Annotated in this window: 19 protein-coding genes and 3 tRNA genes; 20 read left to right on the top strand and 2 right to left on the bottom strand. The window is 61.2% G+C overall.

The genetic code is table 11. From position 1 onward, the window contains the following. Positions 1 to 269 precede the first annotated feature (269 nt). The 19 genes from accD to BKD70_RS24845 all read left to right on the top strand — a co-directional run bounded on the left by accD (position 270) and on the right by BKD70_RS24845 (position 21,886). Positions 270 to 1,190, top strand: coding sequence for an acetyl-CoA carboxylase, carboxyltransferase subunit beta (gene accD, locus BKD70_RS19280; RefSeq protein ID WP_047275558.1), 921 nt, complete (start codon positions 270 to 272; stop codon positions 1,188 to 1,190). Continuing rightward, positions 1,187 to 2,494 carry a bifunctional tetrahydrofolate synthase/dihydrofolate synthase gene (gene folC, locus BKD70_RS19275; RefSeq protein WP_047275556.1) on the top strand — a complete coding sequence of 436 codons (1,308 nt, stop codon included), beginning with the start codon at positions 1,187 to 1,189 and terminating at the stop codon, positions 2,492 to 2,494. The genes accD and folC overlap by 4 nt, the downstream gene beginning before the upstream one ends. Continuing rightward, entirely contained in the window at positions 2,478 to 3,107 is a 630-nt protein-coding gene (locus BKD70_RS19270; protein ID WP_047275554.1) for an SPOR domain-containing protein, read from the top strand. The genes folC and BKD70_RS19270 overlap by 17 nt, the downstream gene beginning before the upstream one ends. Before the next feature lie 106 nt (positions 3,108 to 3,213). Continuing rightward, complete coding sequence (locus BKD70_RS19265) at positions 3,214 to 3,771, top strand: CvpA family protein (RefSeq protein WP_047275552.1); 558 nt, start codon at positions 3,214 to 3,216, stop codon at positions 3,769 to 3,771. Positions 3,772 to 3,812: 41 nt separating this feature from the next. Then, complete coding sequence (gene purF, locus BKD70_RS19260; RefSeq protein ID WP_047275550.1) at positions 3,813 to 5,318, top strand: amidophosphoribosyltransferase; 1,506 nt, start codon at positions 3,813 to 3,815, stop codon at positions 5,316 to 5,318. Positions 5,319 to 5,413: 95 nt separating this feature from the next. Next, a complete protein-coding gene (locus BKD70_RS19255) occupies positions 5,414 to 6,625 on the top strand; it encodes an O-succinylhomoserine sulfhydrylase (protein ID WP_047275548.1) in 1,212 nt (403 codons plus the stop codon). Positions 6,626 to 6,633: 8 nt separating this feature from the next. After that, entirely contained in the window at positions 6,634 to 7,401 is a 768-nt protein-coding gene (locus BKD70_RS19250) for an SDR family oxidoreductase (RefSeq protein ID WP_371914011.1), read from the top strand. 141 nt (positions 7,402 to 7,542) lie between these two features. Then, positions 7,543 to 7,618 (top strand) — tRNA-Val (locus tag BKD70_RS19245). Positions 7,619 to 7,673: 55 nt separating this feature from the next. Beyond that, a tRNA-Asp gene (locus BKD70_RS19240) sits at positions 7,674 to 7,750 on the top strand. Between the two features lie 100 nt (positions 7,751 to 7,850). Next, positions 7,851 to 7,927 (top strand) — tRNA-Asp (locus tag BKD70_RS19235). 541 nt (positions 7,928 to 8,468) lie between these two features. Then, positions 8,469 to 11,279 (top strand): bifunctional glycoside hydrolase 114/ polysaccharide deacetylase family protein, encoded by a 2,811-nt coding sequence (locus BKD70_RS19230; protein ID WP_047275545.1) that lies wholly within the window; start codon positions 8,469 to 8,471, stop codon positions 11,277 to 11,279. Continuing rightward, positions 11,257 to 14,868, top strand: coding sequence for a tetratricopeptide repeat protein (locus BKD70_RS19225; RefSeq protein WP_047275543.1), 3,612 nt, complete (start codon positions 11,257 to 11,259; stop codon positions 14,866 to 14,868). The genes BKD70_RS19230 and BKD70_RS19225 overlap by 23 nt, the downstream gene beginning before the upstream one ends. A 28-nt stretch (positions 14,869 to 14,896) precedes the next feature. Then, complete coding sequence (locus BKD70_RS19220) at positions 14,897 to 15,415, top strand: hypothetical protein (protein ID WP_047275541.1); 519 nt, start codon at positions 14,897 to 14,899, stop codon at positions 15,413 to 15,415. Positions 15,416 to 15,420: 5 nt separating this feature from the next. Further along, positions 15,421 to 16,785 carry a PelD GGDEF domain-containing protein gene (locus BKD70_RS19215; protein WP_047275539.1) on the top strand — a complete coding sequence of 455 codons (1,365 nt, stop codon included), beginning with the start codon at positions 15,421 to 15,423 and terminating at the stop codon, positions 16,783 to 16,785. Further along, entirely contained in the window at positions 16,763 to 17,749 is a 987-nt protein-coding gene (locus tag BKD70_RS19210) for a HEAT repeat domain-containing protein (RefSeq protein WP_047275538.1), read from the top strand. The genes BKD70_RS19215 and BKD70_RS19210 overlap by 23 nt, the downstream gene beginning before the upstream one ends. Beyond that, a complete protein-coding gene (gene pelF, locus BKD70_RS19205; RefSeq protein ID WP_047275536.1) occupies positions 17,746 to 19,263 on the top strand; it encodes a GT4 family glycosyltransferase PelF in 1,518 nt (505 codons plus the stop codon). Before BKD70_RS19210 ends, pelF begins: the two co-directional genes overlap by 4 nt. Next, positions 19,264 to 20,634, top strand: coding sequence for an exopolysaccharide Pel transporter PelG (pelG, locus tag BKD70_RS19200; protein WP_047275534.1), 1,371 nt, complete (start codon positions 19,264 to 19,266; stop codon positions 20,632 to 20,634). Positions 20,635 to 20,769: 135 nt separating this feature from the next. Further along, the gene (locus BKD70_RS19195) at positions 20,770 to 21,663 is read left to right on the top strand and encodes a DUF2242 domain-containing protein (protein WP_047275532.1); all 894 of its coding nucleotides are present in this window, start codon (positions 20,770 to 20,772) and stop codon (positions 21,661 to 21,663) included. A gap of 40 nt (positions 21,664 to 21,703) precedes the next feature. Continuing rightward, entirely contained in the window at positions 21,704 to 21,886 is a 183-nt protein-coding gene (locus BKD70_RS24845) for a hypothetical protein (RefSeq protein ID WP_139047512.1), read from the top strand. 21 nt (positions 21,887 to 21,907) lie between these two features. Here BKD70_RS24845 and BKD70_RS19190 read toward each other — a convergent pair whose 3' ends face one another. Further along, positions 21,908 to 22,948: an AraC family transcriptional regulator gene (locus tag BKD70_RS19190; protein WP_047275530.1), complete on the bottom strand. Its 1,041-nt coding sequence runs from the start codon at positions 22,946 to 22,948 to the stop codon at positions 21,908 to 21,910. A gap of 3 nt (positions 22,949 to 22,951) precedes the next feature. Next, a complete protein-coding gene (locus BKD70_RS19185; protein WP_047275528.1) occupies positions 22,952 to 24,082 on the bottom strand; it encodes a carbon-nitrogen hydrolase family protein in 1,131 nt (376 codons plus the stop codon). Positions 24,083 to 24,293: 211 nt separating this feature from the next. Here BKD70_RS19185 and BKD70_RS19180 point away from each other — a divergent pair, with 211 nt between their 5' ends. Beyond that, positions 24,294 to 26,330, top strand: coding sequence for an NADPH-dependent 2,4-dienoyl-CoA reductase (locus tag BKD70_RS19180; protein ID WP_047275526.1), 2,037 nt, complete (start codon positions 24,294 to 24,296; stop codon positions 26,328 to 26,330). The last annotated feature ends 39 nt before the right edge of the window (positions 26,331 to 26,369 follow it).

Below are 26,369 nucleotides of genomic sequence, written 5' to 3'. Positions count from 1 at the left end.
GTGATGTGACGGTTGGCAGTCTGCCACCGTCCATCATTACCGCTGCCGTAAAGCGTGCGGGCCCGGTCGTTGGACGGGCAGAAATTAAAGTGGCAACCGCTCTGGAGCGTGTTGTCGGGAAGGCTGAGGGTTGCAGGGAGATGCCGGTTCGCCATGGGCTGACCGCAGGTGACTGCAATCATCGCCACACACCTAATGAATTTAGCTCAAGGGCATACACGGGGCCTGAACCAGGTGTTCAAGCCGCCCCGGTACTGGAGAAAAAAAGCATGAGCAACTGGTTGGTAGACAAACTGATTCCTTCGATCATGCGTTCGGAGGTCAAGAAGAGTTCGGTACCTGAAGGCCTGTGGCACAAATGCCCGTCCTGCGATGCAGTGCTTTATCGCCCTGAGTTGGAAAAGACCCTGGACGTTTGCCCTAAATGCAACCACCACATGCGCATCGGCGCGCGTGCACGCATTGATATCTTTTTGGACGCCGACGGCCGTGTCGAGCTGGGTGCCGACCTGGAACCGGTTGACCGCCTGAAGTTCCGCGACAGCAAAAAGTACAAGGATCGTCTGGTCGGCGCGCAGAAACAGACTGGCGAGAAAGACGCGCTGATTTCCATGAGCGGCACCCTGTTGGGCATGCCGGTCGTGGTGTCTGCCTTTGAATTCTCGTTCATGGGTGGCTCGATGGGTGCCATCGTTGGCGAGCGTTTTGTACGTGCCGCCAACCATGCGCTGGAAAACCGCTGCCCGATGATCTGCTTCGCGGCGTCCGGTGGCGCGCGCATGCAGGAAGCCCTGATTTCCCTGATGCAAATGGCCAAGACCTCCGCCGTGCTGGCACGCTTGCGCGAAGAGGGCATTCCGTTTATTTCCGTGTTGACCGATCCGGTGTACGGCGGCGTTTCGGCCAGTCTGGCGATGCTGGGCGATGTGATCGTTGCCGAGCCCAAGGCGTTGATCGGTTTTGCCGGCCCGCGTGTCATCGAGCAGACCGTGCGTGAAAAACTGCCGGAAGGTTTCCAGCGCAGTGAATTCCTGCTGGAACATGGGGCCATCGACCTGATCGTTTCGCGTCAAGAGCTGCGCCCGCGCCTGGGCAGCCTTCTGGCACAAATGATGGGCTTGCCGACGCCGGTGTACGTCGCGCCTCCTGTTGAAGCCATCGTTGTACCGCCGGCTCCGGCAAACCTATGACCCGGCGCACCCTTGGCCAATGGCTCGCTTACCTTGAGCAGTTGCATCCATCGGCCATCGACATGGGCCTGGAGCGCTCGCGAGAAGTAGCGAACCGTATGGGGCTGATCAAGCCAGCGCCTCGGGTGGTGACGGTCACGGGCACGAACGGCAAAGGCTCAACCTGTGCGTTTGTAGCGTCTTTGCTGCAAGCGCAAGGCCTGAAAGTGGGGGTGTATAACTCCCCGCATTTGCTGCGTTACAACGAGCGGGTGCAAATCGCGGGCGTTGAAGCGACGGACGAGCAGTTATGCGAAGCCTTTGCTGCGGTCGAGGCAGGTCGTGGTGAAATTTCCCTGACGTACTTTGAAGTCGGCACGCTGGCCGCTTTCTGGTTGTTCCAGCGGGCCGGGCTCGATGCGGTGGTGCTGGAAGTCGGGCTGGGCGGTCGGCTTGATACCGTCAATCTGGTGGATGCCGACCTGGCGTTGGTCACCAGCATTGGCGTCGATCATGTGGAATACCTGGGCAATACCCGAGAGTCTGTCGCGTACGAAAAGGCCGGTATCTTTCGTTCAGGCAAGCCTGCCCTGTGCGGTGATTTGAATCCGCCCCAGACGTTGCTGGATAAAGCCCATGAACTGGGTTGTCCGCTCTTTATTCGCGGCCGTGATTTCGACCTGGCTACCACCGAACAGGTGTGGCACTGGCGTGGACTGAGCGCGGACGGGAGCGTTATTGAACTGCGCGATCTGCCCCTGCTTGACTTGCCCATGGAAAACGCTGCCCTGGCGTTGCAAAGCTACGCGCTGAGCGGCTTGCCATGGCAGCCGGAGCGCATTGCGCAGGCGCTGCAGGCAACCCGTGTGACCGGCCGACTTGATCGTCGCTCGTTCAAGTGGCAGGGTAAAACCCTGAATCTGCTTCTGGATGTGGGTCACAACCCGCATGCCGCGCAGTATCTGGTTCGGCGCCTGATGCAGCGCGCGGTGACAGGCAAGCGCCTGGCCGTGTTTGGTTTGCTGGCAGATAAGGACCTGGACGGGGTGGTGGGTGAGTTTTCGGTGCCGGTCGAGCACTGGGCGGTAGCGCCGCTGGACACCCCCCGAACTCGCCCGGCGGCTGAGGTGGCGGCTGTCCTGCGACGTCAGGGCGCCTCTGTTTCAGAGCATGGCAGTGTCATGGCTGCGCTGGAGGCTCAGTGCGGGCGGGCCAGTGAGGCGGATGAAATTCTGTTGTTCGGGTCATTCTATTGTGTCGCCGAAGCCCTTGAATGGCTGGAGCGGCGCGCCACGGAGGAGGCTGCACATGGCTTTGCTGGATAAGGCGTACAAGCAGCGCATGGTGGGCGCGCTGGTGCTGGTGGCATTGGCGGTGATTTTTTTGCCAATGCTGTTTTCGCGTCAGGATGAGCAGCGTCAGATTCAGGTCGATGCCCCCACGGCGCCTCAAGTGCCCGTGATGCCGCAGGTTCAGGTTGAGCCGGTTGCAGTGCCCGAGCCGCAGGTCATTCCCGAAGAGCCTGCCCCGGTCGAGCAGGCCGTGGTGGCTGCGCCGCAACCGGAAGCTGTCGTGGTACCGCCGGTGGTCGCCAAGCCCGCTGTCGCGCCCAAGCCGCCAGCGGTCACCCCCGCACAAACGGTGGCGCAAGCGCCAGCCAAACTCGATACCACGCAAAAACGTGTCGATGGCAATGGTTTGCCAATCAGTTGGTCGGTGCAGTTGGTCAGTCTGTCCAATCGTGCCAGTGCCGATAACCTGCAAAAAACCCTTCGCAATCAAGGGTATAACGCATACGTTCGGAGCTCTGGCGGGATGAACCGGGTTTTTGTAGGGCCTTTGTTGGAGCGTGCAGAAGCCGACCGGCTGCGCGATTTACTGGGCAAGCAGCAAAATCTCAAGGGTTTTGTGGTTCGCTTTCAGCCTGAACGTGGCTGAGACTGAAAAAAGGTTCAATCTGTTACGTAATGCGCGTTCAAAGCGCCTTACCTGTGAGGCGGTGCTCTGCTAAAATGCGCCGCCTTATCTGTCTGTAGGCTGCACCGTGCCATTTACCTGGGTTGACTGGGCGATCGTTGCAACGATTGCCATTTCTGCACTGATCAGTTTGAAGCGTGGCTTCGTCAAAGAGGCATTGTCGCTGTGCACCTGGATCATTGCCGGTGTTGTCGCCTGGATGTTCGGTGGTTCCCTGTCGGAATATCTCTCTGCCTACATCGAAACACCTTCCGCCCGTGTCATCGCCGGGTGCACCATCATGTTTGTCGCCACCTTGCTGGTCGGCGCAATGATCAATTTTCTTATCGGCGAACTGATTCGCGTCACCGGGTTGTCCGGGACCGACCGGTTCCTTGGCATGGCCTTCGGCGCCGCGCGTGGCGCATTGCTGGTGGTCGTGGCGGTCGGGTTGTTAAGCCTGGGGCCGGTACAGCAGGACTCGTGGTGGCAAGAGTCACGGCTTTTGCCACAATTTCTATTGGTTGCCGACTGGTCGAAAAACCTCATTTTGGGGTTGAGCAGTCAGTGGCTCGCCAGCGGTATCAGCGTACCCGCTGATATTCCGTTCAAGGAGCACCTCTTGCCGGCTACCCAGCCCAAGTGAGCGGTGTTCAGTTCAGATCCATAAAGTAGGGGTTGCGTCGCATGTGTGGCATCGTCGGTATCGTCGGTAAGTCGAACGTCAATCAGGCGCTGTATGACGCGCTAACCGTCCTCCAGCACCGCGGCCAGGATGCTGCCGGTATTGTAACCAGCCATAACGGCCGGTTATTTCTGCGCAAGGACAACGGGCTGGTTCGTGACGTGTTTCATCAGCGTCACATGCAGCGCCTGGTCGGGAATGTTGGCATTGGCCACGTTCGCTACCCGACTGCAGGTAGCTCGACTTCAGCTGAAGCTCAGCCGTTTTATGTGAACTCGCCCTATGGCATTACCCTGGCGCATAACGGCAACCTGACCAACGTTGAGCAACTGGCCAAGGAGATCTACGAATCTGACTTGCGCCACGTCAACACCAACTCCGATTCGGAAGTGCTGCTGAACGTGTTCGCGCACGAGCTGGCCCAGCGCGGCAAGCTGCAGCCGACCGAAGAAGACGTGTTCGCCGCCGTCACCGACGTGCATAACCGTTGCCGTGGCGGTTACGCCGTGGTTGCGATGCTGACCGGTTACGGCATCGTCGGTTTCCGCGACCCTAACGGCATTCGCCCGATCGTGTTCGGCCAGCGTCACACGGACGAAGGCGTGGAATACATGATCGCCTCTGAAAGCGTTTCGCTGGATGTACTGGGTTTCACCCTGATTCGCGACCTGGCGCCCGGCGAAGCGGTCTACATCACAGAAGATGGCAAGCTGCACACCCGCCAATGCGCGGCCAACCCGCAGTTGACGCCGTGCATCTTTGAGCACGTTTACCTGGCGCGTCCGGATTCCATCATCGACGGCGTTTCGGTCTACAAAGCCCGTCTGCGCATGGGTGAAAAGCTGGCTGACAAGATTCTGCGCGAGCGCCCTGAGCACGACATCGATGTAGTCATCCCGATCCCGGACACCAGCCGTACGGCGGCTCTGGAGCTGGCCAACCACCTGGGCGTGAAATTTCGCGAAGGCTTCGTCAAAAACCGCTACATCGGCCGTACCTTCATCATGCCGGGCCAGGCGGCACGCAAAAAATCCGTGCGCCAGAAGCTCAATGCCATCGAACTTGAGTTCCGTGGCAAGAACGTGATGCTGGTCGATGACTCGATCGTGCGCGGGACCACCTGCAAGCAGATCATTCAAATGGCCCGCGAAGCGGGTGCCAAGAATGTGTATTTCTGCTCGGCCGCACCGGCGGTTCGCTACCCGAACGTGTATGGCATCGACATGCCGAGTGCGCACGAGTTGATTGCACACAATCGCACCACCCAGGATGTCGCTGATCTGATCGGCGCAGACTGGCTGATCTATCAGGACCTGCCTGACCTGATCGACGCCGTGGGCGGTGGCAAGATCAAGATCGAGAAATTCGATTGCGCGGTGTTCGATGGCAAGTACGTGACGGGTGACATCGATGACAACTACCTGGACCGTATCGAGCGTGCGCGCAACGATGCCTCCAAGGTGATTGCGCAGGGGGTGGGTGCCACCATCGGCATCTACAACAACTAACGCTTCACCGAACCGGCCCCAAGGGGCCGGTTTGCATTTTTCCGATACGCAAAGTAGCCAATACACAGCAGTCATTACAGCAAGGAGTGGGCAGCATGAGTCAGGATTGGGATGCCGGTCGGCTGGACAGCGACCTTGAAGGCGTAGCGTTCGACACCTTGGCCGTACGTGCGGGTCAGCACCGTACACCTGAGGGCGAGCACGGCGACGCCATGTTCCTGACCTCCAGCTACGTGTTCCGCACCGCAGCCGATGCGGCCGCGCGGTTCTCGGGCGAGGCAGCCGGCAATGTCTATTCGCGTTACACCAACCCCACGGTGCGCGCCTTTGAAGAGCGCATTGCGGCATTGGAAGGTGCCGAGCAGGCAGTGGCCACGGCCACAGGCATGGCGGCGATCCTGTCGGTGGTCATGAGCCTGTGCAGCGCGGGCGATCATATTCTGGTGTCGCGTAGCGTATTCGGTTCGACCATCAGCCTGTTCGAAAAGTATTTCAAGCGTTTTGGCGTGCAGGTCGACTACGTGCCTCTGGCCGAGGTGTCGGGTTGGGATGCCGCGATCAAGCCCAACACCAAATTGCTGTTTGTCGAGTCCCCCTCGAACCCGTTGGCTGAGCTGGTCGATATCGCCGCGCTCGCTGAAGTAGCCCATGCCAAGGGCGCGATGCTGGTGGTGGACAACTGCTTCTGCACCCCGGCCTTGCAGCAACCGCTGAAGTGGGGGGCCGACATCGTGGTGCATTCGGCCACCAAGTTCATCGATGGGCAGGGCCGCTGCATGGGCGGCGTGGTCGCCGGTCGTAGCGAACAGATGAAAGAAGTGGTGGGTTTCCTGCGCACCGCGGGGCCGACCTTGAGCCCGTTCAATGCCTGGATCTTCCTTAAGGGGCTGGAAACCCTCAACCTGCGCATGCGTGCCCACTGCGCCAGCGCATTGGCCCTGGCCGAGTGGTTGGAGCAGCAGGACGGCATCGAGACAGTGCATTACGCCGGTCTCAAGAGCCATCCGCAGCATGCTTTGGCCCAGCGCCAGCAGCGCGGCTTTGGCGCCGTGGTCAGCTTTGAGGTCAAGGGGGGCAAGGAGGGTGCCTGGCGCTTTATCGACGCCACTCGCCTGATTTCCATCACCGCCAACCTGGGTGACAGTAAAACCACCATCACGCATCCCGCCACAACGTCCCACGGTCGCCTGGCACCTCAGGAGCGTGAAGCCGCCGGTATCCGTGACAGCCTGATCCGCATCGCGGTGGGTCTTGAGGATGTGGCTGATTTGCAGGCGGACTTGGCACGAGGCCTTGCCGCACTGTGACGGACCTGATTCTCGAAACATCGGCGGGCGGAAACGGCCGCGTGGCACTGGTGACCGGGGCTGCGCGGGGCATTGGCCTGGGGATTGCCGCCTGGCTGGTCAGCGAAGGCTGGCAGGTGGTGATCACGGACATTGACCGCGCACGCGGCTCCAGAGTGGCCAAGGTGCTGGGCGAAAACGCCTGGTTTGTGGCGATGGATGTGGCACAGGAGTCGGACGTTATTCAGTGCGTGGCGCAGGTGCTGGGGCAGTTCGGGCGTCTGGATGCGCTGGTGTGCAACGCCGCCATTGCGGATCCGCACAACATGACCCTTGAAAGCCTCGACCTCGAACACTGGAACCGCGTACTGGCGGTCAACCTGACCGGGCCGATGCTGCTGGCCAAGCATTGCGCCCCGTACCTGCGGGCGCACTGCGGTGCCATCGTCAACCTGGCCTCCACCCGTGCCCGCCAGTCCGAACCCGACACCGAGGCGTATGTCGCGAGTAAAGGTGGTTTGCTGGCGTTGACGCATGCACTGGCGATCAGCCTTGGGCCGGAAATCCGGGTCAATGCGGTGAGCCCGGGCTGGATTGATGCCCGCGATCCGTCCGTGCGCCGTGCTGAGCCACTGGCCGATACCGATCATTCGCAGCATCCCGCGGGCAGGGTCGGGACAGTGGAAGACGTGGCGTCGATGGTGGCCTGGTTGCTGTCGCGCAATGCCGGGTTTGTAACGGGGCAAGAGTTCGTGGTCGATGGCGGCATGAGTAAAAAAATGGTGTACGACGCTTAGCTGCCGTCTAATTAGAGGATTCACAAGGTGGTAGAGCCATAGTCAGGGATTATCGATTTCTGCTTTTTTTTAAAAAAGTTCAATCTCGTCCTTGACTTAGCTTCGATAGGTGCGTAAATTTCGCGGCCTCAACGAAGCAAAGGGTGATTAGCTCAGCTGGGAGAGCATCTGCCTTACAAGCAGAGGGTCGGCGGTTCGATCCCGTCATCACCCACCACTTCTTGAGTTTCTCGCAAGAGAAAGGTCGTTCTGAAGAGAACACCAACCGACGCGCAGCGGTAGTTCAGTCGGTTAGAATACCGGCCTGTCACGCCGGGGGTCGCGGGTTCGAGTCCCGTCCGCTGCGCCATATTTTTACAAATCAGGTGATCCTGATTTGCGATTGAAAAGCACCGAAGCCTTTCAGTCACGGTTTAACTGTTCCAAACGGACGCAAGTCCGAGCGATACGCAGCGGTAGTTCAGTCGGTTAGAATACCGGCCTGTCACGCCGGGGGTCGCGGGTTCGAGTCCCGTCCGCTGCGCCATATTCGCCTCAGAGCCCTTGAACTCTCTGAAGCTAAAAATCAAGCGACCTCAGGGTCGCTTTTTTTGTGCCTGCGATTTTGCATCCCGCCCACCCAATACACGTTCCAGCCATTTCCCTTCCCCTGTGCAGCGTATCCGGCATGGATCCCAGTCAAACAAGCTGAATGGCCTCTTTTTCCCTATTCGATCGAATGGCAAGCGTCTAATCAGCTACTTTCCCGGACGTGTCAATTTTCCAGCGAATCCAGTTGGATTTTCTAGTTCGCGCTAAAGTCGTCAAAAAAACGGCGTTTATTCCGGTTTGATATAAAAAAACCAATTGGATCTCCGAATTTTGGATCCATAGGATTGCCCGCAATTGGTGCGCAGTGCTGTGTCCGATTGACTGCTCAGGGGCCATACCTCATTGCGTCGGCAACGCCGTCGCCAGGGCTATTCCCGTGTTCAATCCGCCTAGGACGCATGATCGCCTTGAGAATGCCGAGGTGACCGCACTGCAATAACTGCCCTGGATTCGGTCATTAAGGTCAAACGTTCGTTATGGAGCATAAGTTTCGCAGGAGGCGTGCGTGTACCGTCGCTTTACGCCTGTTTGCAGCGTTTTCACTGTGCATCACCGGCACCGCCAGCCAAGCGGCTGAACCCGCGCCCCGCAGCGTGGCGTTCTGGTACGCAGAAAATCCCCCGCTGCAGGAGCTGGCACAGTTTGAATGGGCGGTCGTTGAGTCCGGTCATGTGTCCACCGCAGACGTCGCGCGTATTCGCCAACTAGGCAGTCAGCCGTTTGCCTATCTCTCTGTAGGCGAGTTCGATGGCGACCGTGGGAGCCTGACTGAACTCGGGCTGGACAAAGGCGCCAGTGCCAAGCGCAACAAGGCCTGGAACAGTCAGGTGATGGACCTGACATCACCGCAATGGCGCAATCATCTGTTCGAGCGTGCTCATCAATTGCAAGCGCAAGGGTATGCCGGTCTGTTTCTCGACACGCTGGACAGCTTTCAACTGCTGCCGCCATCGCAATGGCCCGGCCAGCAAACTGCGCTGGCCAGTTTTCTGCGTGAACTGCATGCCCGCGAACCGAAGCTCAAGCTGTTCTTTAACCGCGGTTTCGAAGTGTTGCCTGAACTCGACGGAGTGGCCGCTGCCGTGGCGGTCGAGTCGATACACGCAGGCTGGGACGCCGGGGCCAAGCGCTATCGGCCTGTCTCGCAAGCCGACCGCGAGTGGCTGGAGACCCATCTCAAACCGCTGCGCGACAAAGGCATGCCGCTGGTCGCCATTGATTACCTGCCGCCGAGCCAGCGCGAGCAGGCACGCAAACTGGCCCGTCAATTACGCGATGAAGGCTTTATCCCGTTCGTGACCACCCCGGAACTCGACTACCTGGGCGTCAGCACCCTTGAAGTCCAGCCGCGCCGGATCGCCATGCTGTATGACCCGCGTGAAGGGGATCTGACGGTTAACGCCGGGCATGTGATGCTCGGTGGCCTGCTCGAATACCTGGGCTACCGGATTGACTACTTCCCGGTCGACAAACCGCTGCCGGCCCATCGTTTCAAGGGCGTGTATGCCGGGGTGGTGAGCTGGATGAACACCGGCCCACCGCAGGATGCACAGCATTTCAATGCCTGGATCACCCAACGTCTGGATGAAGACGTGCCACTGGTGTTTCTGGCCGGCATGCCGATTGAAAACGCCGTGCTGCTCAAGCGCCTCGGGTTGCACCAGTCAGTGCAGAGTGCCCCGACCTCGCTGACGTTGCTGTCGCAAGACGCGTCGTTGATCGGCAGTTTCGAAGCGCCTTTAAGGCTGCGCACCCGCGAACTGACGCCGTTGTCGATTTTGCCGGGTGGCCCGAAGCCGGGTCTGTTACTGGCCGACGACAAAGGCAACGAATTTGCGCCGGTCGCCATTGGCGAGTGGGGCGGCATGGTCATGGCGCCGTATTTGGTGGAGTCCAATGGCGAAGCCAGCCGCTGGATCATCGATCCGTTCGCGTTCATTCAGCGCGCATTGCGCCTGCCACTGCAACCGCACCCCGACACCACCACCGAAAACGGCCGACGCATTGCGACGGTTCACATCGACGGTGACGGTTTTCCGTCCCGCGCAGAGATCCGGGGCACGCCCTACGCAGGGCAGTCGGTGCTGGACCTGTTTATCAAGCCTCATCCGTTCCTGACCTCGGTGTCGATCATCGAAGGGGAGATCTCCCCACGCGGCATGTTCCCGTTCCTGGCCAAAGAACTGGAACCCATCGCCCGGACTATTTTTGCTGACCCCAAGGTCGAGGTGGCCACCCATACCTTTAGCCACCCGTTCTTCATGCAGCCGGAAAAAGCCATGAAAGAAGACGGCTTCCATCCCGAATATGGCCTGAACATGAAAATCCCGGGGTACGACAAAATCGACTTTCGTCGCGAAGTGTTTGGTTCGCGCGATTACATCAACAACAACCTGACCACCGCGCAAAAGCCGGTGAAGATGATTTTCTGGCCAGGCGATGCGTTGCCCGACGAAGCCACCCTTCAATACGCGTATGAAGCGGGCCTGCAAAATGTGAACGGCGGCACCACCATCATCACCCACGCCAACCCGTCACTGACCGGGCTCTCGCCGCTGTTGCGGCCCACCGCAGGCGGCTTGCAGATTTATGCGCCGATCATTAACGAAAACATGTACACCAACTTATGGAAGGGCCCGTTCTACGGCTTTCGCGACGTCATCGACACGTTCGAGTTGACCGACTCACCGCGCCGTTTGCGCGGCCTGCACCTGTATTACCACTTTTATTCCGGCACCAAGCAGGCCTCGATCAAGGTCATGGATGACATCTACGCCTTCATGATCAAGCAACAGCCGATCTCGCTTTGGATGAGCGACTACCTGCCACGGGTGCGCGGCCTGTATGAATCGAGCCTGGCGCGCACAGCCGACGGTGACTGGCAAATACTCGGCATGAACGCCTTGCGCACCGTGCGCATCGACCCGCAGATGGGCTGGCCCGACATGACCCGCTCTCAAGGTGTGGCCGGGGTCCGCGACCTGCCGCAAGGCCGATACGTGCATTTGAGCCGTGATCGCGCCTTGCTGGCCCTGCGCCCGGATCGCGACCCGCGCCCGGCATTGGAGGAGGCCAACGTGCCGCTCAGCGCCTGGCGATATGAGGACGACGGCCGTATCACGTTCGCGTTTGCCGGTGAGTTCGACATTGAGTTTTCAGTGCGGGCCGCAGGGCCGTGCCATGTCGAGATCAAAGGGCAGCGCTATTCCCCCCGGGCGGAAAATGGCCTGTGGTTCTTCACATTACCGATGAAGCAGGTGAGTGATGCCCAACTCCTCTGCCAGTAAGAAAACCCGCCTGCTCAATCCATGGGCGCTGGGGGTGGTGGCCGTGGCGGTCGGCGGACTGCTGTGGATGACCTTTCAACAGGAAAGCGTGTTCCTGCCGGATGACCGTCAGCCGGACGCCGTCTCGGCCAACTACGCGGAACTGTTGCTCACCGCGCACCCGCAAGACGATGCGTTGCGGATCAAGCTGTTGGACTTGCTGATTACCCTGGGCGAGTACCCCAGAGCGCGCAAACACCTGAACCAATGGCCGCACCCCAATACCACCGTGGCGCGCCTGTACGGGTTGCAGCTCGATCAACTGATGTTGCCCAAGGACGCCGATGACGCCGCCCGCACCGCGTTGGTCGAGCGCTTGAGCACACTGGATCGTGCTCAGTTGCCGATAGCGGCACTGGAGCGGATGGCTCGTTTGCTGTTGGTCCTGCAAGCGCCGGGCCTGGCGGGGCAGTGCTATGCCGAGCTGGCCGAGCGAGACCCGGCCAGGCGCCTGGCGTGGTTAAGCAGTGCCGCGCAGTGGTCGATGGCGGGTCAACAACCCGGCCGTGCCGCCGACCTGTACCTGCAACTGGAAGCGTCCAGCAGTACGCCCGCACAGCACAAACACTACCTGCGCCAAGCCTTCGATGCTTTGATCGCGGCAGACCGCGGGGCTGAAGCGGCGGCGCTGTTAAGCCGACAAGTGGCGCAACTCGACGATCCGGTCAGCGATCCGCATTGGCTGGAACAAGGCGTTGAAGCGGCCATCGCCCATGACCAGTTGCAGGAAGCGCAAGCGCTGCTCCAGCAGTGGCGCACCTTGCAGCCGGGCAACCTTGCCGCGTTGCGCAAGGAGTTCCGCTTGCGCCTGGCGTTTGGCGATCAGGACGGCGCCTGGCGTGTGGGGCAAGAGCTGTTGCAGATCGAAGCCGGCGATGCTGCGTTCCTGCAGCAAATGGCCCGACTGGGCGAGTGGAAGGGCGACAACTATCAGGCGCTGGATTACTGGATGGCCTACCTCAAACTGCAGGATGACCCGGCGGCGTATGAGCATGCATGGCGGTTGTCGATCCAGTTGTTTGATTTCGACCACGGCATCCCGTTACTCACCCGCCTTCTGGACACACGCAGCCTGACCGGCCCCGAGCTGGATGCGCTGGTGTTTGCCCACGAACAGCGGGGCACGCCGCAACTGGCCGAGGCGGTGCTGCGTGCCAGTTTAAAAAAATACCCGGAGCAGCGTCTGGCCTGGGTGCGCCTGAGCCAGAACCTGGAAAACACCGAGCAATACCCGGCCAAGACCGTGGTCATGCAGGCGATGGCAAAGCATTTTCCGATCACCGTCACCGAGCGCGTGGACTGGGCCGGGTCGCACCTGAGGTTTTTTGATACCCAAGGGGCGTGGCAGGTGCTGGACATCGATAACCAGGGCATTGAAGACCCCGAGTATTGGGCGCTGCGCGCGGCATTGGCGTGGGAGTTGGAGCGCGACGATGACTTGCAGCCAGCCCTCGAAAGGCTGCTGGCCATCAAGGGCTCGCTGCATTACGGCGAAGAGGAGCAACTGGCCAACCTGTACCGCAAGCGTGCGCCGCACAAGGCACTGGCGCTGATGATTGCAAGCTGGAACAAAACCCATAACCCGCAGCGTCTGGTGGTGGCGTTGCAAGTGGCGCAGGAGCTGCAGGACTGGGCTCAAGTGAGTGCATTACTCGACAGCGCGCAGGCATGGCCCCAGGCCAACGATCAGGAACAAGTGCTGGCGGCCCGCGCGGCGTTGGCCGTACACGAGCAACGCTTCGCCGAGGCTGAGCACCTGCTCAAGCAGGGGTTGGCGCGTTACGACGATGACAACCTGTTTCGCGAGCGCTTGCTGTGGCTGTACATCGATCAGGGCCGCACGGCTGAGATTGGCCCATTGCTGCAAAAATGGCGGGCGCGGGCGCGTAACGACAACCTGCTGTGGTTGCCATTTGCCAGTGCCAGCCAGATGGTTGGGCGCACCCGCGAGTCGCTGGCCTGGTATCGCCTGTACCTCAAGGCCAACCCACAGGATTGGCTGGTGCAGGCCGGTTATGCCGATGCGCTGGAAGCGTCCGGCGCGTTGGCAGCCGCGCAGCGTTTGCGCTTGCAGTTGACCCGGACCGTGGACCTGCAACCGGGGCTTGAAGCCTCTCAACGTTATTCGATGTGGCTGCGCCTGTTGGCCAGCAGCTATTCGGCGCGTTTGGCCCAGAACAAGGCGTTGCAATGGCAGGACGGCTCGCCGGCCATGTTGCAACTGTGGTTCGAGCGCCTGCTGGCGCGGCTGGACGAAACCAATCAATCGGCCCAGAAAAATGACTGGCTGGCCTGGGCGCGCAGCCAGGGCCTGAAAGTCGACCGCTTTGAACTGATCCAGCAAGCGCTGCGTGACCGCAATCGCGACATGCTCAAGCAACTGCTGGCCAGCGGCGAACTGGACCCGGCGCAACAAGTCGAGGCCCTCAGTCAACTGGGCCATGACGGTCACGCCCTGAGCGTGGGGTTGTCGGCCTTGGGGGACGAGCAGTCGGCCCTGATTCGCGAGCAATTGCGGCGTCAGGCCGTCGAGATTCTTGACCGCACGCCGCAAGGCATTCAGTTGAGCTGGCAGGGCAAGGATTTTGGCGGGCTGGACATTGCCGGTCCGCAACTGACGGTCGCGCGCCACCTCAATGACGACTGGTACGCCAGCCTGGTGCTGGGCCAGGGGCGCTATGACAGCGATCAACTGCGCGATGGCGAGTTGGGTCAGGAGCGCAACGCGCTGCTCACCTTGCGCCGTCAACTGAGTGACGGCAGTTACAGCCTGATTGCCGACCTCAGCACCCGCAAGGATCACGACCGCAACGGCGTTGGCCTGAGCCGCGCGTGGCAATTGAGTGCAACCGATGAGATCGAAACCGGCCTCGACTGGCATCGCCAGAGCGACGAAACCGGACTGATGCGCGCCTTCGGTCAGCACGACGGGGTGTGGGTCAAAGGTCAGCACGGTTTTTCGGCGCGGGACCAATTGAGTTGGGCGCTGTCGCATAACCGCTTTTCGACCCGTACAGGCGATGCGCTGGGCTCCGGGCAGGAGGCCAAGCTGGAACTGGCCCATACCCTGGAATTCGAAGGCCCCAACTGGGTGGTGCGTGCCGGTGCCGATTATCAGCGCAATGCCCTCAAAAGCGGTGAGCTGAACGACCTCACGGCCTTCCTCAAACCGATCTACGAGCCAGAGCCCATCGAAGATGACGAGGGCCAGGTGATTGGCGCGCGCGCCGTGGACGTTACGTCGCCGCTCACGGCCCGTGACTTGCTGCAAGCGCGTTATGGCCAGGTGTATGTCGGCAGTTCATGGCGGCGTGGCATGCCGGGAGCGTTAAACCGCACCAAGGCGCAATACACCTGGCTGGTGGACGTGACGGCGGGCTGGCAGTGGGTCGACAAAACCTTCAACTGGGGCGTGGACACGGGCCTGGGCATGGAGGTGCTGGGCGATGACGAACTGGCATTCACGTTCGGTTACCAGTCTTCGCCTCAGGGCGGCGCGGGTGCCGGTGGCACGTTGGGCGTGAGCTATGGCCTGCGGTTTGGGCGCTGATCTATCAATGATGATGTGGAGAAATACGATGCAAACAATCCGAAACCTGACGCTGGTCATGAGCGTGTTGCTCATCGCCGGGTGCAGTAGCTTCACCGGTAAAAACAGCCCGACCTTGTCCCGCAGTGCCCAGTGGGGTGTGGTGCCGCTGGTCAACTATTCGCAAACCCCGCAGGCGGGTGAACGCAGCGAGCAAATCCTGCTCAGCGTGTTGAGCAGCAAAGGCTTGCACCCCCAGATGTACCCGGTGGGCGAGCAGGGCGAGCAAGCCCTGCTGGACGACAACGAGCGCTTGAGCGGCGCCATGGACTGGGCGCGTCAGCAGAAGCTCGATTACGTGGTGGCGGGCAGCGTCGAAGAGTGGCAGTACAAGAACGGTCTGGATGGCGAACCGGCGGTGGGGATCAGCCTGCGGGTCATCGAACCGGCCACCGGCCGTGTGCTGTGGAGCGAAAGTGGTGCGCGCGCCGGTTGGTCACGTGAAAGCCTGGCCGGTTCTGCGCAGAAAGTGCTGAACAAACTGGTCGGCGGCCTTCGGATCGAGTAACTGAGATGAATTCCCCCCATATGGATTTCAGCCTGGCGCCAAGAACTCAGGGCTTCGGCTCTTGGCTTGAGACGCTGGTCATCACCGCGCTGGCGCTCGGCCTTGGCTTGTGGCTGACCCCCGACGATCCGCTGCAAGTGCGTGGCGAGTTCCCTTGGCCCCTGCTGGCGCCGCTGTTGATCAGCGTGCGCTACGGGTTTGTGCGAGGGGTCAGCAGCGCGTGCCTGATCGTGATGGCGTTTTTCGTCTTGCGCCAACAGGGGTGGCCGCTGTACGCCGAGATTTCGCCTTCATTCATCGTTGGCATTTTGGTCTGCACCATGGTGGTGGGCGAAGTGCGCGACTTGTGGGACCGGCGTTTGCAGCGTTTGCAGATGGCCAACAATTATCGCCAGTACCGCCTCGACGAGTTCACCCGGCACCATCAGGTGTTGCGGGTTTCCCATGACCGGCTGGAGCAGCGGGTCGCGGGCAGCGATCAAAGCCTGCGCAGCTCATTGCTGGGCTTGCGCGAACGGTTGCGCACGCTGCAAGGCACCCCGCAACCGCTGGTGGCCCTGGCCGAACCGATTGTGGCGATCCTGGGTCAGTACGGTTCGTTGCGGGTGGCGGGCCTGTACCCGGTGGATGCGCAACGCCGGGTTCAAGATGAGCCCTTGGCCACCCTCGGTGTGATGGGCCCGCTGTCGGTGCACGACCCGCTGATTACCTTGTGCCTTGAACGCAACGAGTTGGTCAGTGTGCGCAGCAACCTGACTGACAACGGCGAGCAGAGTGATTTTTCGTCGTTGCAGGTTTGCGTGCCGCTGATGGACACCGAGGGGCGAGTGCTGGCGATTCTGGCCGTGCGCCAGATGCCGTTCTTCGCGTTTCAGGAGCGCACCCTGAGTTTGCTCGCATTGCTGGCCGGGCATATCGCTGACTTGCTGAGCAGTGACCACCTCAGCCTGCAACTGCCGGATGCTGACGCGCAACATTTTGCCCAGCAACTCAAGCGATCCTTGATCGATGTGCAACAGCACGACTTGTCAGCGTGCCTGTTCTTCTTCGAGCTGACCGAACCCAACCCGCCATTGCTCAGCCTGTTTGAACGCAGCCAGCGCGGGCTCGACCTGCAACTGAACATGCGCAACCAGCGCGACCATGATGGGCTGCTGGTGCTGTTACCGCTGACCAGTGCCGAGGGCGCCGAAGGTTACCTGACGCGTCTGAACACGTTGGTGCACGAGCATTTCGGCCAGCAACACACCTTGCAAAGCCTGGGCGTGCGCACATTCGCGTACACCCTGGAGCCCGCGTGCGAGCGCGGCGGCTTGCGTAACTTCCTGTACAACGAGTGTGGCCTGAATGATCAGCAAGTGGCTATTTAGCCTTGGGGTAATGCTGGAGGCGAGCAGTTGGTCCAGCCTCTGGGTCGACCTGCCGCCGGGGCAGGCGTTCGTGCTGTATGTGATCGCCCATGGGATGGCCAGTGGCATGCTGTGCGCCGGGGTCTGGATGCTGCTGCCCGCGCGCTATCGCCAGCCCATGCCCTGGAGCCCGCTGTTTTTGTTTTCACTGGTGTTTTTTATCCCGGTGGTCGGCGCCTTGGGCGTCGCGTGTGTGATCTTCCCGGCGCTGTATTGGCCGCGCCCTCGTGAACAGCAAGCCTGGCAGGCGCTGGGCATCCCGAAGTTGCCGTTCCGGTCGCAGCCGCTGCATTCGCCGATGTTTCGCGATGGCGGTTTGCAGGACGTCCTGCGTCACGCACCCGACCCGGATCTGCGCCTGTCGGCGCTGCTGAGCACGCGGCGCATGCCGGGCAGAGACGCGATCCCGATCCTCAAACTGGCCTTGGCCGACCCCAGTGATGACGTGCGTTTGCTGGCGTATTCGATGCTCGACAAGCAGGAAAACGACATCAACCAGCGCATCCAGGCCGACCTCAAACAGCTGCCCTTCGCCAAACCGCCAGCCCGGGCGGCCTTGCACGCGACACTGGCGCGCTGGTACTGGGAGCTGGCCTACCTGGGGCTGGCCCAAGGCAGTGTGCTCGAACACGTGCTCAATCAGGCGCGCGAACATGCCGAGCAAGGCTTGCGCGCAGGTGAGGGCGGCGAGTTGCACCTGCTGGCAGGGCGTATTGCGCTGGAAATGGATGCGCTGGACAGTGCGCTGACGCATCTGGACGCCGCCGAACAGGCCGGTATCGACGCCTCGCTGTTGATTCCGTTTCACGCTGAAATTGCCTTCAGGGCCGGGCATTACGCGCAAATTCCGTCTTTGCTGGCGGCCTTGCCCGCCGACCTGTTGCGTCGCCCCCCCTTTGCCGACCTCGCTAGGTGCTGGTTATGAACACACCCCCACATGATGCGCCAATGGCGGATGTTTGCCTGTTGCTGGAAGGCACCTGGCCGTACGTACGCGGCGGGGTCTCGAGCTGGATTCACCAGATGCTGCTGGGATTGCCCGAAGTCACGTTTTCGGTGCTGTTCATCGGCGGGCAACGTAACGCCTATAGCCGCCGCAACTACGACATCCCGCCGAACGTGGTGCACATCCAGGAGGTGTTCCTTGAAGATGCGTGGCAAGGTTGCTCGTCGGGCACCACCAGTGAGCAGGCCATTGCCCCGGAACTGGCCAACCTGTACCGATTTTTGCACCACCCGGACGCGCCCAGTGTGGCGCAGGGCCAACAGCTCCTCGACGCTTTGGCCCAGGATCGCCTCAGCCTGGCGGACGTGCTGCGCAGCCGCGCCAGTTGGCACACCCTGAGCGAGGGCTATCTCAAGCACTGTGGCGATCCGTCGTTCGTCAATTATTTCTGGACCGTGCGCTCGATGCAGTCGCCCTTGCTGATGCTGGCCGAGGCCGCCCGCGACATGCCCAGGGCGCGGGTTTTGCATGCGATTTCCACCGGGTATGCGGGGCTCGTGGGCTGCATCCTCAAGCAGCGCTGGGGCTGTCGTTACCTGCTCAGCGAACACGGCATTTACACCAAGGAACGCAAAATCGACCTGGCCCAGGCCAGTTGGATCGCGGAAAGCAGCGAGCAGGCCCTCAATGGCAGCCTGGACACCGGCACCGGTTACATGCGCACCCTGTGGATCCGCTTCTTTGAACGCATCGGGCGGTTGGTGTACGACCACGCCGACACCATCATCGCCTTGTATGACGGCAACCGTCAGCGGCAGATCAAGGACGGCGCGGATGCGGCGCGCACTCAAGTGATCCCTAACGGCATCGACTTGCCGAAATGGACGGCCGCGTTGCAGGCCCGCCCCGACGGCATCTTGCCGGTGGTGGGGCTGATTGGTCGCGTGGTGCCGATTAAGGACGTGAAAACCTTTATCCGCGCCCTGCGCGGCGTGGTCAGCGCCATGCCGCACGTGCAGGGCTGGATTGTCGGCCCCGAAGAGGAAGACCCGGCTTACGTCAGCGAGTGCCGCAGCCTGGTGGCCAGCCTGGGGCTGGAAGACAACGTGCTGTTTCTGGGTTTCCAGAGCATTCAAAACATCCTGCCGCAATTGGGGTTGATGGTGCTGACCTCCATCAGTGAGGCCCAGCCACTGGTCATTCTGGAAGCCTGGGCGGCGGGGATTCCCGTGGTCTCCAGCGACGTGGGCTCGTGCCGTGAGTTGATCGAAGGCGGCATTGCCCAAGACCGCGACCTGGGGCTGGCCGGGGAAGTGGTGGCGATTGCCGATCCGCAGGCCACTTCCCGCGCCATTCTCGGTCTGCTGCGCGACCCGCAACGCTGGCAGGCCGCGCAAGCCAGTGGTTTGCAACGGGTGCATCGTTATTACGGAGAAAATCTGATGTTCGAGCGTTATCGCACCCTGTACCGCGCAGCCATGGAGGCGGTGTAAATGGCTGGCATCGGTTTTGAACTGCGCAAAATCCTGTCGCGCGACACGTACACCGCGACCTTGCATGCCTATGTATACGCCGGGCTGATCAGCTCGGGGCCGTGGGTGCTGTCGATTGTCAGCGTGATGCTGGTGGGGGTGTTGAGCCTCGGGTTGTTGATGCCGGAAATGCTGGTCCGGCAGTTTCTGATCACCGTGACTTACCTGATGGCCACCTCGTTGATCCTCACGGGCGGCCTGCAACTGTTTTTCACCCGTTTCGTCTCCGACCGGCTGTTTGAACGCAAATTCTCGCGGATCTTGCCCAATCTGGTGGGTGTGCTGCTGCTCGTCACCCTGAGTTCGGGGGGGCTGGGCGCGCTGTTGCTGTGGGCGCTGTTTGACGAGCCGTTGATGTACCGGCTGCTGGTGCTGGCCAATTTTGTGACCCTGTGCAACCTGTGGCTGGTGATCATCTTTCTGTCGGGGATGAAGGCCTATAACCGGATTTTGCTGGTGATGCTGGTGGGCTATGCGCTGATGGTTCTGAGTGCCTGGCTGTTGAGCTTCATGGGGATCAACGGTTTGCTGCTGGCGCTGTTGATCGGCCACGGTGCGCTGCTGTTCCTGTACCTCTACGACATCCTGCGCGAATACCGCGCCGATACACTGGTGGCGTTCGACTTTCTGGACCGCCGTCAGGTGTTCACCAGCCTGCTGTTGACTGGGCTCTGCTACAACCTGGGGATCTGGATCGACAAGTTCATCTTCTGGTTCAACCCGGCCACCTCCAGCGCGGTGATCGGCCCGATGCGCTCGTCGGTGCTGTACGACTTGCCGATCTTCCTCGCGTACCTGGCGATCATCCCCGGCATGGCGGTGTTCCTGGTCCGTATCGAAACCGACTTTGCGCAGTGGTACGACCGTCTGTTCCGGGCGATCCGCGAAGGGGAGACGTTGCAGCATATCGGCCAGATCAAGACAGAGATGACGCTGTCGATCCAGCAAGGGCTGCTGGAGATTTGCAAAGTGCAGGGGCTGACGGCGGTGCTGTTGTTCCTGTTTGCGCCGCACCTGCTCCAATGGCTGGGGATTTCCAGTTACTACTTGCCGTTGTTTTACATCGATCTGGTGGGGGTGAGCATTCAGGTGGTGTTCATGGCGCTGCTGAACGTGTTTTTCTACCTCGACAAGCGGGCCATCGTGCTCAAGCTGTGTGTGATGTTTGTGCTGCTCAACGGCGCTTTGACCCTGCTCAGCCTGTACCTGGGCCCGAGTTTCTTCGGTTACGGGTTTACCTTGTCGTTGCTGGTGTGCGTATGGGTGGCGTTGCAGCAGTTGTCGACGGCGCTGGATGACCTTGAGTACCACACCTTCATGCTCAGCCATTAAGCGGGAAACGCGGCCTGCGAGTACGGTGGTCATTGGCCTGTCCAGCGACCACAGGCCGCATCTTCGACTTGTTCTGGACACGTCATCCGATCAAACTGCGCGCATTCGCCCGTACTGTTCTCTTCAGGATGTTCAATGTCTATGTCATTCCCCTTGCGTACCGCGGTTGTGGCCTTTGTGCTGAGCGGCCTCGCAGGTTGCTCGACGCAGAAAACCGCGATCTATGAGCATGAAAACTTCGATGACTCCGGCACGTTCTCGCGCAATTACCCGGTGGCCGACAAGGCGTCGTGCGAGGCCGCACGCCGCGCCTTGCTCAGTCAGGGTTACATCATCACCAGCCGTGATCCGAAAATGATCAGCGGCCATAAAAGCTTCCAGCAAACCGGTGAAAGCCATCTGGAGATCAGCTTTAACGTGGTCTGTGCCGATGACGGCGGGGCGGCGCATCACTCCACCATGTTCGCCAATGCCTTGCAGGACCGTTATGCGCTGAAGAAGGTCAACAACTCCGCCAGCCTGGGGGTCGGGGTGTTGGGCTCGGTGTCGATGCCAATCGGTTCAACCGATGATTCGATGGTTAAGGTGGCCAGCGAAACCGTGTCGTCGGCGCAGTTTTATGACCGTTTCTTCTCCCTGGTAGAAGTCTTTCTGCCCAAAGAGGTGAAGAAAGCCGCGCATATCGAAGAAAAACCCGAGGCTGATCTGGGGGTGCCCGAGACCGCGCCTGCCAAAGTCGACGCGGCACCTGCGGCACTGACGCCTCAAACCCCGGCCGTCGTCGCGCCCGCCGTAACGCCGGTGAGCGCGCCGCCAGCGGTCGAGCCCGTAGGGTCGCAGCCGGTGGTTCCACCCGCAGAAGCAGCCCCCATCACGCCGATTGAAGTTCCTGTCACCCCTGAGGTGAGCGCGCCGACCGCACCAGCGGCCCCGGCGCCGGACGCGCCTGTGCCTGAAACGCCGCACCCGGTGACAGAGCCCGCACCCGTCACGCCACCGGTCAGCCCGGAACCTGCTCCAGCGCAATAAATCGGGCCGTTAAATCTGAAATGATCTGCTACGTTTACGGTTGAGCGATAAAAGTGTTTGCGAAGGTGTCACGATTCCTTCATGCGGGCACTTTACGCTCGAACGAACACGACAACAGACACAGAAGGATGCCGACATGGACGATTATCAGGAAGAACTGCTGGAGTATCAGGCGTCCCAACTGGACCCGCTGGAGCCCGCCGACGACGCCACCGAGCTTTGATCGGCATTGCGCACGGTCGCCTTAGGCCGACTGGCGCTGGCGGCGGCGGAACTCTCCGGGTGTTTCAGCGTTCCAGCGCTTGAAGGCACGCTGAAACGCCTCGGCTGAGGCAAACCCCAATAAATACGCGATTTCGCCAAAGGCCAGTTCGGTGTCCCGGATATAGGTCATGGCGAGGTCGCGGCGTGTGTCATTGAGAATGGCGCGAAACTGCGTGCCTTCCTCCGTCAGCTTGCGGCGCAGGGTCCAGGTTGGCAGTTTTAGGCGTGCGGCCACTTCTTCCAGATCAGGTTCCCGACCACCGTTGAGCAGCGGTCCCAACAACTGGGTGATGCGCTCGCGCAGGCTGCGGGTGCGGGTCAGTTGCTCCAGTTCGCGCTCGCACAACTGCAGCAGGTACGCCCAGGTGCTGGGGCAATGCTGCGGGTTGCGCCGATCGAGTGTGGCGTGATTGAGGCGTAACTGGTTGGTGTCGGCCCGAAAGCGCACCGGGTTGTGGCTCAGCACGCTGTACTGCTCGGCGTATTCAGGTTCGCTGAACTCGATCTCGATGTGTTCGCAGGTCAACGGGCGGTCGGCCACGGCGGACAATTGATGCAGCCAGCCCGAGATGATCGAATCCACCACGAAGCGGTTATAGGCGTTGTACGGGCTGATGGAGTAAAAGCGCAGCCAGGCGCCCTGGGCATCTTCGTGCAGGCTCGACTGGCCACGGTAGTTGGAACCGTACAGGGCCTCGAAGCGGATCAGGGTGCGCGCTGCTTCCCGTACCGTCGGGGCTTGCGCGGCCGTGACACCGGCCAGCCCGGCCTGACTCAGGCGGCTCAGTTGCCCCATGCGCAAACCCAGCGCGGGGTCGCCGGTCAAGGCAATCGCCGCATGCCCCAGGCGCATGTAGCGCGGGATCGAGAGCCGCGCCATCGGCTGGCTCAAGCGCGCCGGATCAAGGCCGTACTGGTCGAGCAAAGGCAGGGGGTCATGACCGCAGCTGCGCACCGCATCCGCCAGCTGCTGCACGAAACCGACCGACAAATCCCCCAAACGCATCGGCAACGGCTTCATCGGCTACAGCCAGAGGTTGAGCAAACGTGCCGTGGAGACGGGCCTGTCCGGGCTGGTGATGCCGTTGCGGCTGATAAAGCTCTGGCCGACGCTGTGTTTGTCCCAGAACCGGCCTTGGGAAAACACCGTGATCCCGGCTTCGGCGGTGCTGGTGGGCACGCTGCTGATCAGGGTCAGACGATGCCAGGCCGCGCCCTCACTGACTTCGCCGGGTTTGAGGCTGATTTCGCTGGGCGTCGACACGCTTTTATAGCCGCCCCACGGGTTATCCCACGTGTCTTTGCCGGTCACGAAAGCGGGCACCGCGATCAATTGCGCCTGTTGCTCGTTCAGCACCCGGTAGTTGTCGGGGTACCAGCTGTCGCTGCCCACCAGAATCCCGAGCCGCCCGGCCGGGGTGTCCACCACGTTCAACTGGTGGTCCGGGCTGGGCTGGATGTAGCTCTGTTCTTCGTAGGTGGGCAGCAACTGGCGCTGGGGCTTGCCTATCGGCGTGCCATGGCGGTCGAACACCACGCTGCTGTTGTACAGCGCGCCGGTGCCCGCTTGCAGGGTGCCGTTCTCGATGCGGGGGTCGGGCAGGGCGATGCTGCCTGCCACCAGGGTGATACCAAATTCTTTGGCCAGCCCGCCGAACAGGGTCTGATAATCGGCGGCCATGGGGTTGGCTTTCATGCGCAAGTGGGCGTCGTTGAGGCGGCTTTCGCCTTCGGCCCCCAGCCAGGCGCGAGCAAAGCTCAGCGGGTTGCTGATGGCCAGCCAGTGCATGGCCTCATTCAGGTTTGCGGCTTGATACAGCTCGTCTTTTTCACCGCGAAACATCAGCCATGAGCCAATGTGTTCGGGCATCACCACGATGGTTTTCTCGTTGAGCAAGCCAGCGTCGCGGGCCTTGTTCAAGTAAGTCGCCAGCTTCAGATGCAGGAGATCAAGGCTTTGATAATCGCGGGGCGACAGCAACGGCTCGATCCCCAGCAGGTTGCCACGCCCGGTGTCGACGCCGTCGTTAAGTGCCAGTTCGACCCGCAAGTCGGACAGGTAATGGCCGACGTCGCGTTGCTCGGTCCAGTACGCGTACCCGCCTGCAGCGGCGGCAACGGCGATCAGTAAGGTGCAGCCAATTAATTTACGCATGAGAAATAGAGCAGACAGCCAGTGCGGGATTCGGCGTCTAGGGTAGGTGGCGCCTGCGCACTTGCCAAGAGGGGCTGCGCAATTGGGTTAATAATTTGTCACTTTGGGTCATTGAGTGGGGTCGGGCGGGGCTTTACTGTGCCTGTCATTCAACGACGGGCGCCGCAGAGCTTCCCGCGTTCCGTGAATCAGCCTGTTGTGGAGCAACCTGATGACTGCCACTCACTACCCGCATTTACTGGCCCCGCTGGATCTGGGCTTCACCACGTTGCGCAATCGCACCCTGATGGGCTCGATGCACACCGGCCTTGAAGAAAAGCCCGGCGGCTTTGAGCGCATGGCCGCTTATTTTGCCGAACGCGCCAGGGGCGGCGTCGGCCTGATGGTCACCGGCGGTATCGCCCCCAACGATGAAGGTGGCGTGTACAGCGGCGCGGCCAAGCTCAGCACTGCGCAAGAAGCCGAGAAGCATGTGGTTGTGACCCGCGCGGTCCACGACGCCGGGGGCAAGATCTGCCTGCAGATCCTCCACGCCGGGCGTTATGCCTACAGCCCGCGCCAGGTTGCGCCGAGCGCGATTCAGGCGCCGATCAACCCGTTCAAACCCAAAGAGCTGGACGAAGCCGGGATCGAGAAGCAGATCAGCGATTTCGTCACCTGCGCCCGTCTGGCCCAGAGCGCCGGGTACGACGGCGTCGAAATCATGGGCTCCGAAGGCTATTTCATTAACCAGTTTCTCGCGGCACACACCAACCACCGCACCGACCGTTGGGGCGGCAGCTACGAAAACCGCATGCGCCTGCCGGTGGAAATCGTGCGCCGGGTGCGCGAAGCGGTCGGGCCGAATTTCATCATCATTTATCGCCTATCGATGCTGGACCTGGTGGAAGGCGGCAGTGTCTGGGACGAAATCGTGCAACTGGCGCAGGCCGTCGAGCAGGCCGGTGCGACCCTGATCAACACCGGTATCGGCTGGCACGAGGCGCGCATCCCGACCATCGCCACCAAAGTGCCGCGCGGTGCGTTCAGCAAAGTCACGGCCAAATTACGCGGTGCGGTCACGGTGCCGCTGATTACCACCAACCGCATCAACACCCCCGACATTGCTGAACAGATTCTGGCCGAGGGCGATGCCGACATGGTGTCCATGGCGCGACCGTTTTTGGCCGACCCCGAGTTCGTCAACAAAGCCGCTGCCGGGCGCAGTGATGAAATCAATACCTGCATCGGTTGCAACCAGGCATGCCTGGATCACACCTTTGGCGGCAAGCTCACCAGTTGCCTGGTCAACCCGCGCGCCTGTCACGAGACCGAACTCAACTACCTGCCTGTCACCCATGTGAAAAAAATCGCCGTGGTCGGTGCCGGGCCAGCCGGGTTGTCGGCGGCGACTGTCGCGGCCGGGCGCGGGCATCAGGTGACGCTGTTCGATTCGGCCAGCGAGATCGGCGGCCAGTTCAACGTGGCCAAGCGCGTGCCGGGCAAGGAAGAGTTCGTCGAGACCCTGCGCTACTTCAAACGTTTGCTGCAGACCACCGGGGTCGAGGTGTGCCTCAACACCCGCGTGGGGGTTGAACAGTTGGTAGCGGGCGGGTTTGACGACATCATTCTGGCCACCGGTATTGCGCCGCGCACCCCCGATATTCCGGGCGTAGATCACCCTAAAGTCCTGAGTTATCTGGACGTGATCCTTGGGCGCAAACCAGTGGGTGCCAGCGTGGCGGTGATCGGCGCGGGCGGGATCGGCTTCGACGTGTCGGAGTTTCTGGTGCATCAGGGCGTGTCCACCAGTCTGGACCGCGAGGCGTTCTGGAAGGAGTGGGGCATCGACACACGCCTTGAAGCCCGCGGCGGTGTGGCCGGTATCACCCCTCAGGTTGAGGCGCCTGCGCGTCAGGTCTTCCTGTTGCAACGCAAGAAAACCAAGGTGGGCGACGGGCTGGGTAAAACCACCGGCTGGATCCACCGCACCGGGCTTAAAAACAAGCGCGTGCAAATGCTTAACAGCGTTGAATACCTGAGCATTGACGACGACGGGCTGCATATCCGCATCGGCGACGGCGAGCCGCAATTGCTGGCCGTGGACAACATCGTGATCTGCGCCGGGCAAGACCCGCTGCGTGACTTGCAGGCCGGGCTCGAGGCGGCCGGGCAGTCTGTGCACCTGATTGGCGGCGCGGATGTGGCGGCCGAGCTGGATGCCAAGCGCGCGATCAATCAGGGCTCGCGTCTGGCGGCCGAGTTGTAAGCGCGGCGGTAGCGGCCATCAAAAAGCCGATAGTTTAAA

Origin of the sequence: Pseudomonas sp. BS-2016 (assembly GCF_001806145.1) — a bacterium.
Taxonomy (GTDB): domain Bacteria; phylum Pseudomonadota; class Gammaproteobacteria; order Pseudomonadales; family Pseudomonadaceae; genus Aquipseudomonas; species Aquipseudomonas lundensis.
Note: the sequence above shows the minus strand (reverse complement) of the source record. Positions and strands in the feature narration are given on the sequence as shown.

Bases quoted from the DNA above. Each gene is read 5' to 3' on its own strand.
- accD (WP_047275558.1), top strand. From the start codon at position 270: ATGAGCAACTGGTTGGTAGACAAACTGATTCCTTCGATCATGCGTTCG.
- folC (WP_047275556.1), top strand. From the start codon at position 1,187: ATGACCCGGCGCACCCTTGGCCAATGGCTCGCTTACCTTGAGCAGTTG.
- BKD70_RS19270 (WP_047275554.1), top strand. From the start codon at position 2,478: ATGGCTTTGCTGGATAAGGCGTACAAGCAGCGCATGGTGGGCGCGCTG.
- purF (WP_047275550.1), top strand. From the start codon at position 3,813: ATGTGTGGCATCGTCGGTATCGTCGGTAAGTCGAACGTCAATCAGGCG.
- BKD70_RS19255 (WP_047275548.1), top strand. From the start codon at position 5,414: ATGAGTCAGGATTGGGATGCCGGTCGGCTGGACAGCGACCTTGAAGGC.
- BKD70_RS19230 (WP_047275545.1), top strand. From the start codon at position 8,469: ATGGAGCATAAGTTTCGCAGGAGGCGTGCGTGTACCGTCGCTTTACGC.
- BKD70_RS19225 (WP_047275543.1), top strand. From the start codon at position 11,257: ATGCCCAACTCCTCTGCCAGTAAGAAAACCCGCCTGCTCAATCCATGG.
- BKD70_RS19220 (WP_047275541.1), top strand. From the start codon at position 14,897: ATGCAAACAATCCGAAACCTGACGCTGGTCATGAGCGTGTTGCTCATC.
- BKD70_RS19215 (WP_047275539.1), top strand. From the start codon at position 15,421: ATGAATTCCCCCCATATGGATTTCAGCCTGGCGCCAAGAACTCAGGGC.
- BKD70_RS19210 (WP_047275538.1), top strand. From the start codon at position 16,763: ATGATCAGCAAGTGGCTATTTAGCCTTGGGGTAATGCTGGAGGCGAGC.
- pelF (WP_047275536.1), top strand. From the start codon at position 17,746: ATGAACACACCCCCACATGATGCGCCAATGGCGGATGTTTGCCTGTTG.
- pelG (WP_047275534.1), top strand. From the start codon at position 19,264: ATGGCTGGCATCGGTTTTGAACTGCGCAAAATCCTGTCGCGCGACACG.
- BKD70_RS19195 (WP_047275532.1), top strand. From the start codon at position 20,770: ATGTCTATGTCATTCCCCTTGCGTACCGCGGTTGTGGCCTTTGTGCTG.
- BKD70_RS19190 (WP_047275530.1), bottom strand. From the start codon at position 22,948: ATGAAGCCGTTGCCGATGCGTTTGGGGGATTTGTCGGTCGGTTTCGTG.
- BKD70_RS19185 (WP_047275528.1), bottom strand. From the start codon at position 24,082: ATGCGTAAATTAATTGGCTGCACCTTACTGATCGCCGTTGCCGCCGCT.
- BKD70_RS19180 (WP_047275526.1), top strand. From the start codon at position 24,294: ATGACTGCCACTCACTACCCGCATTTACTGGCCCCGCTGGATCTGGGC.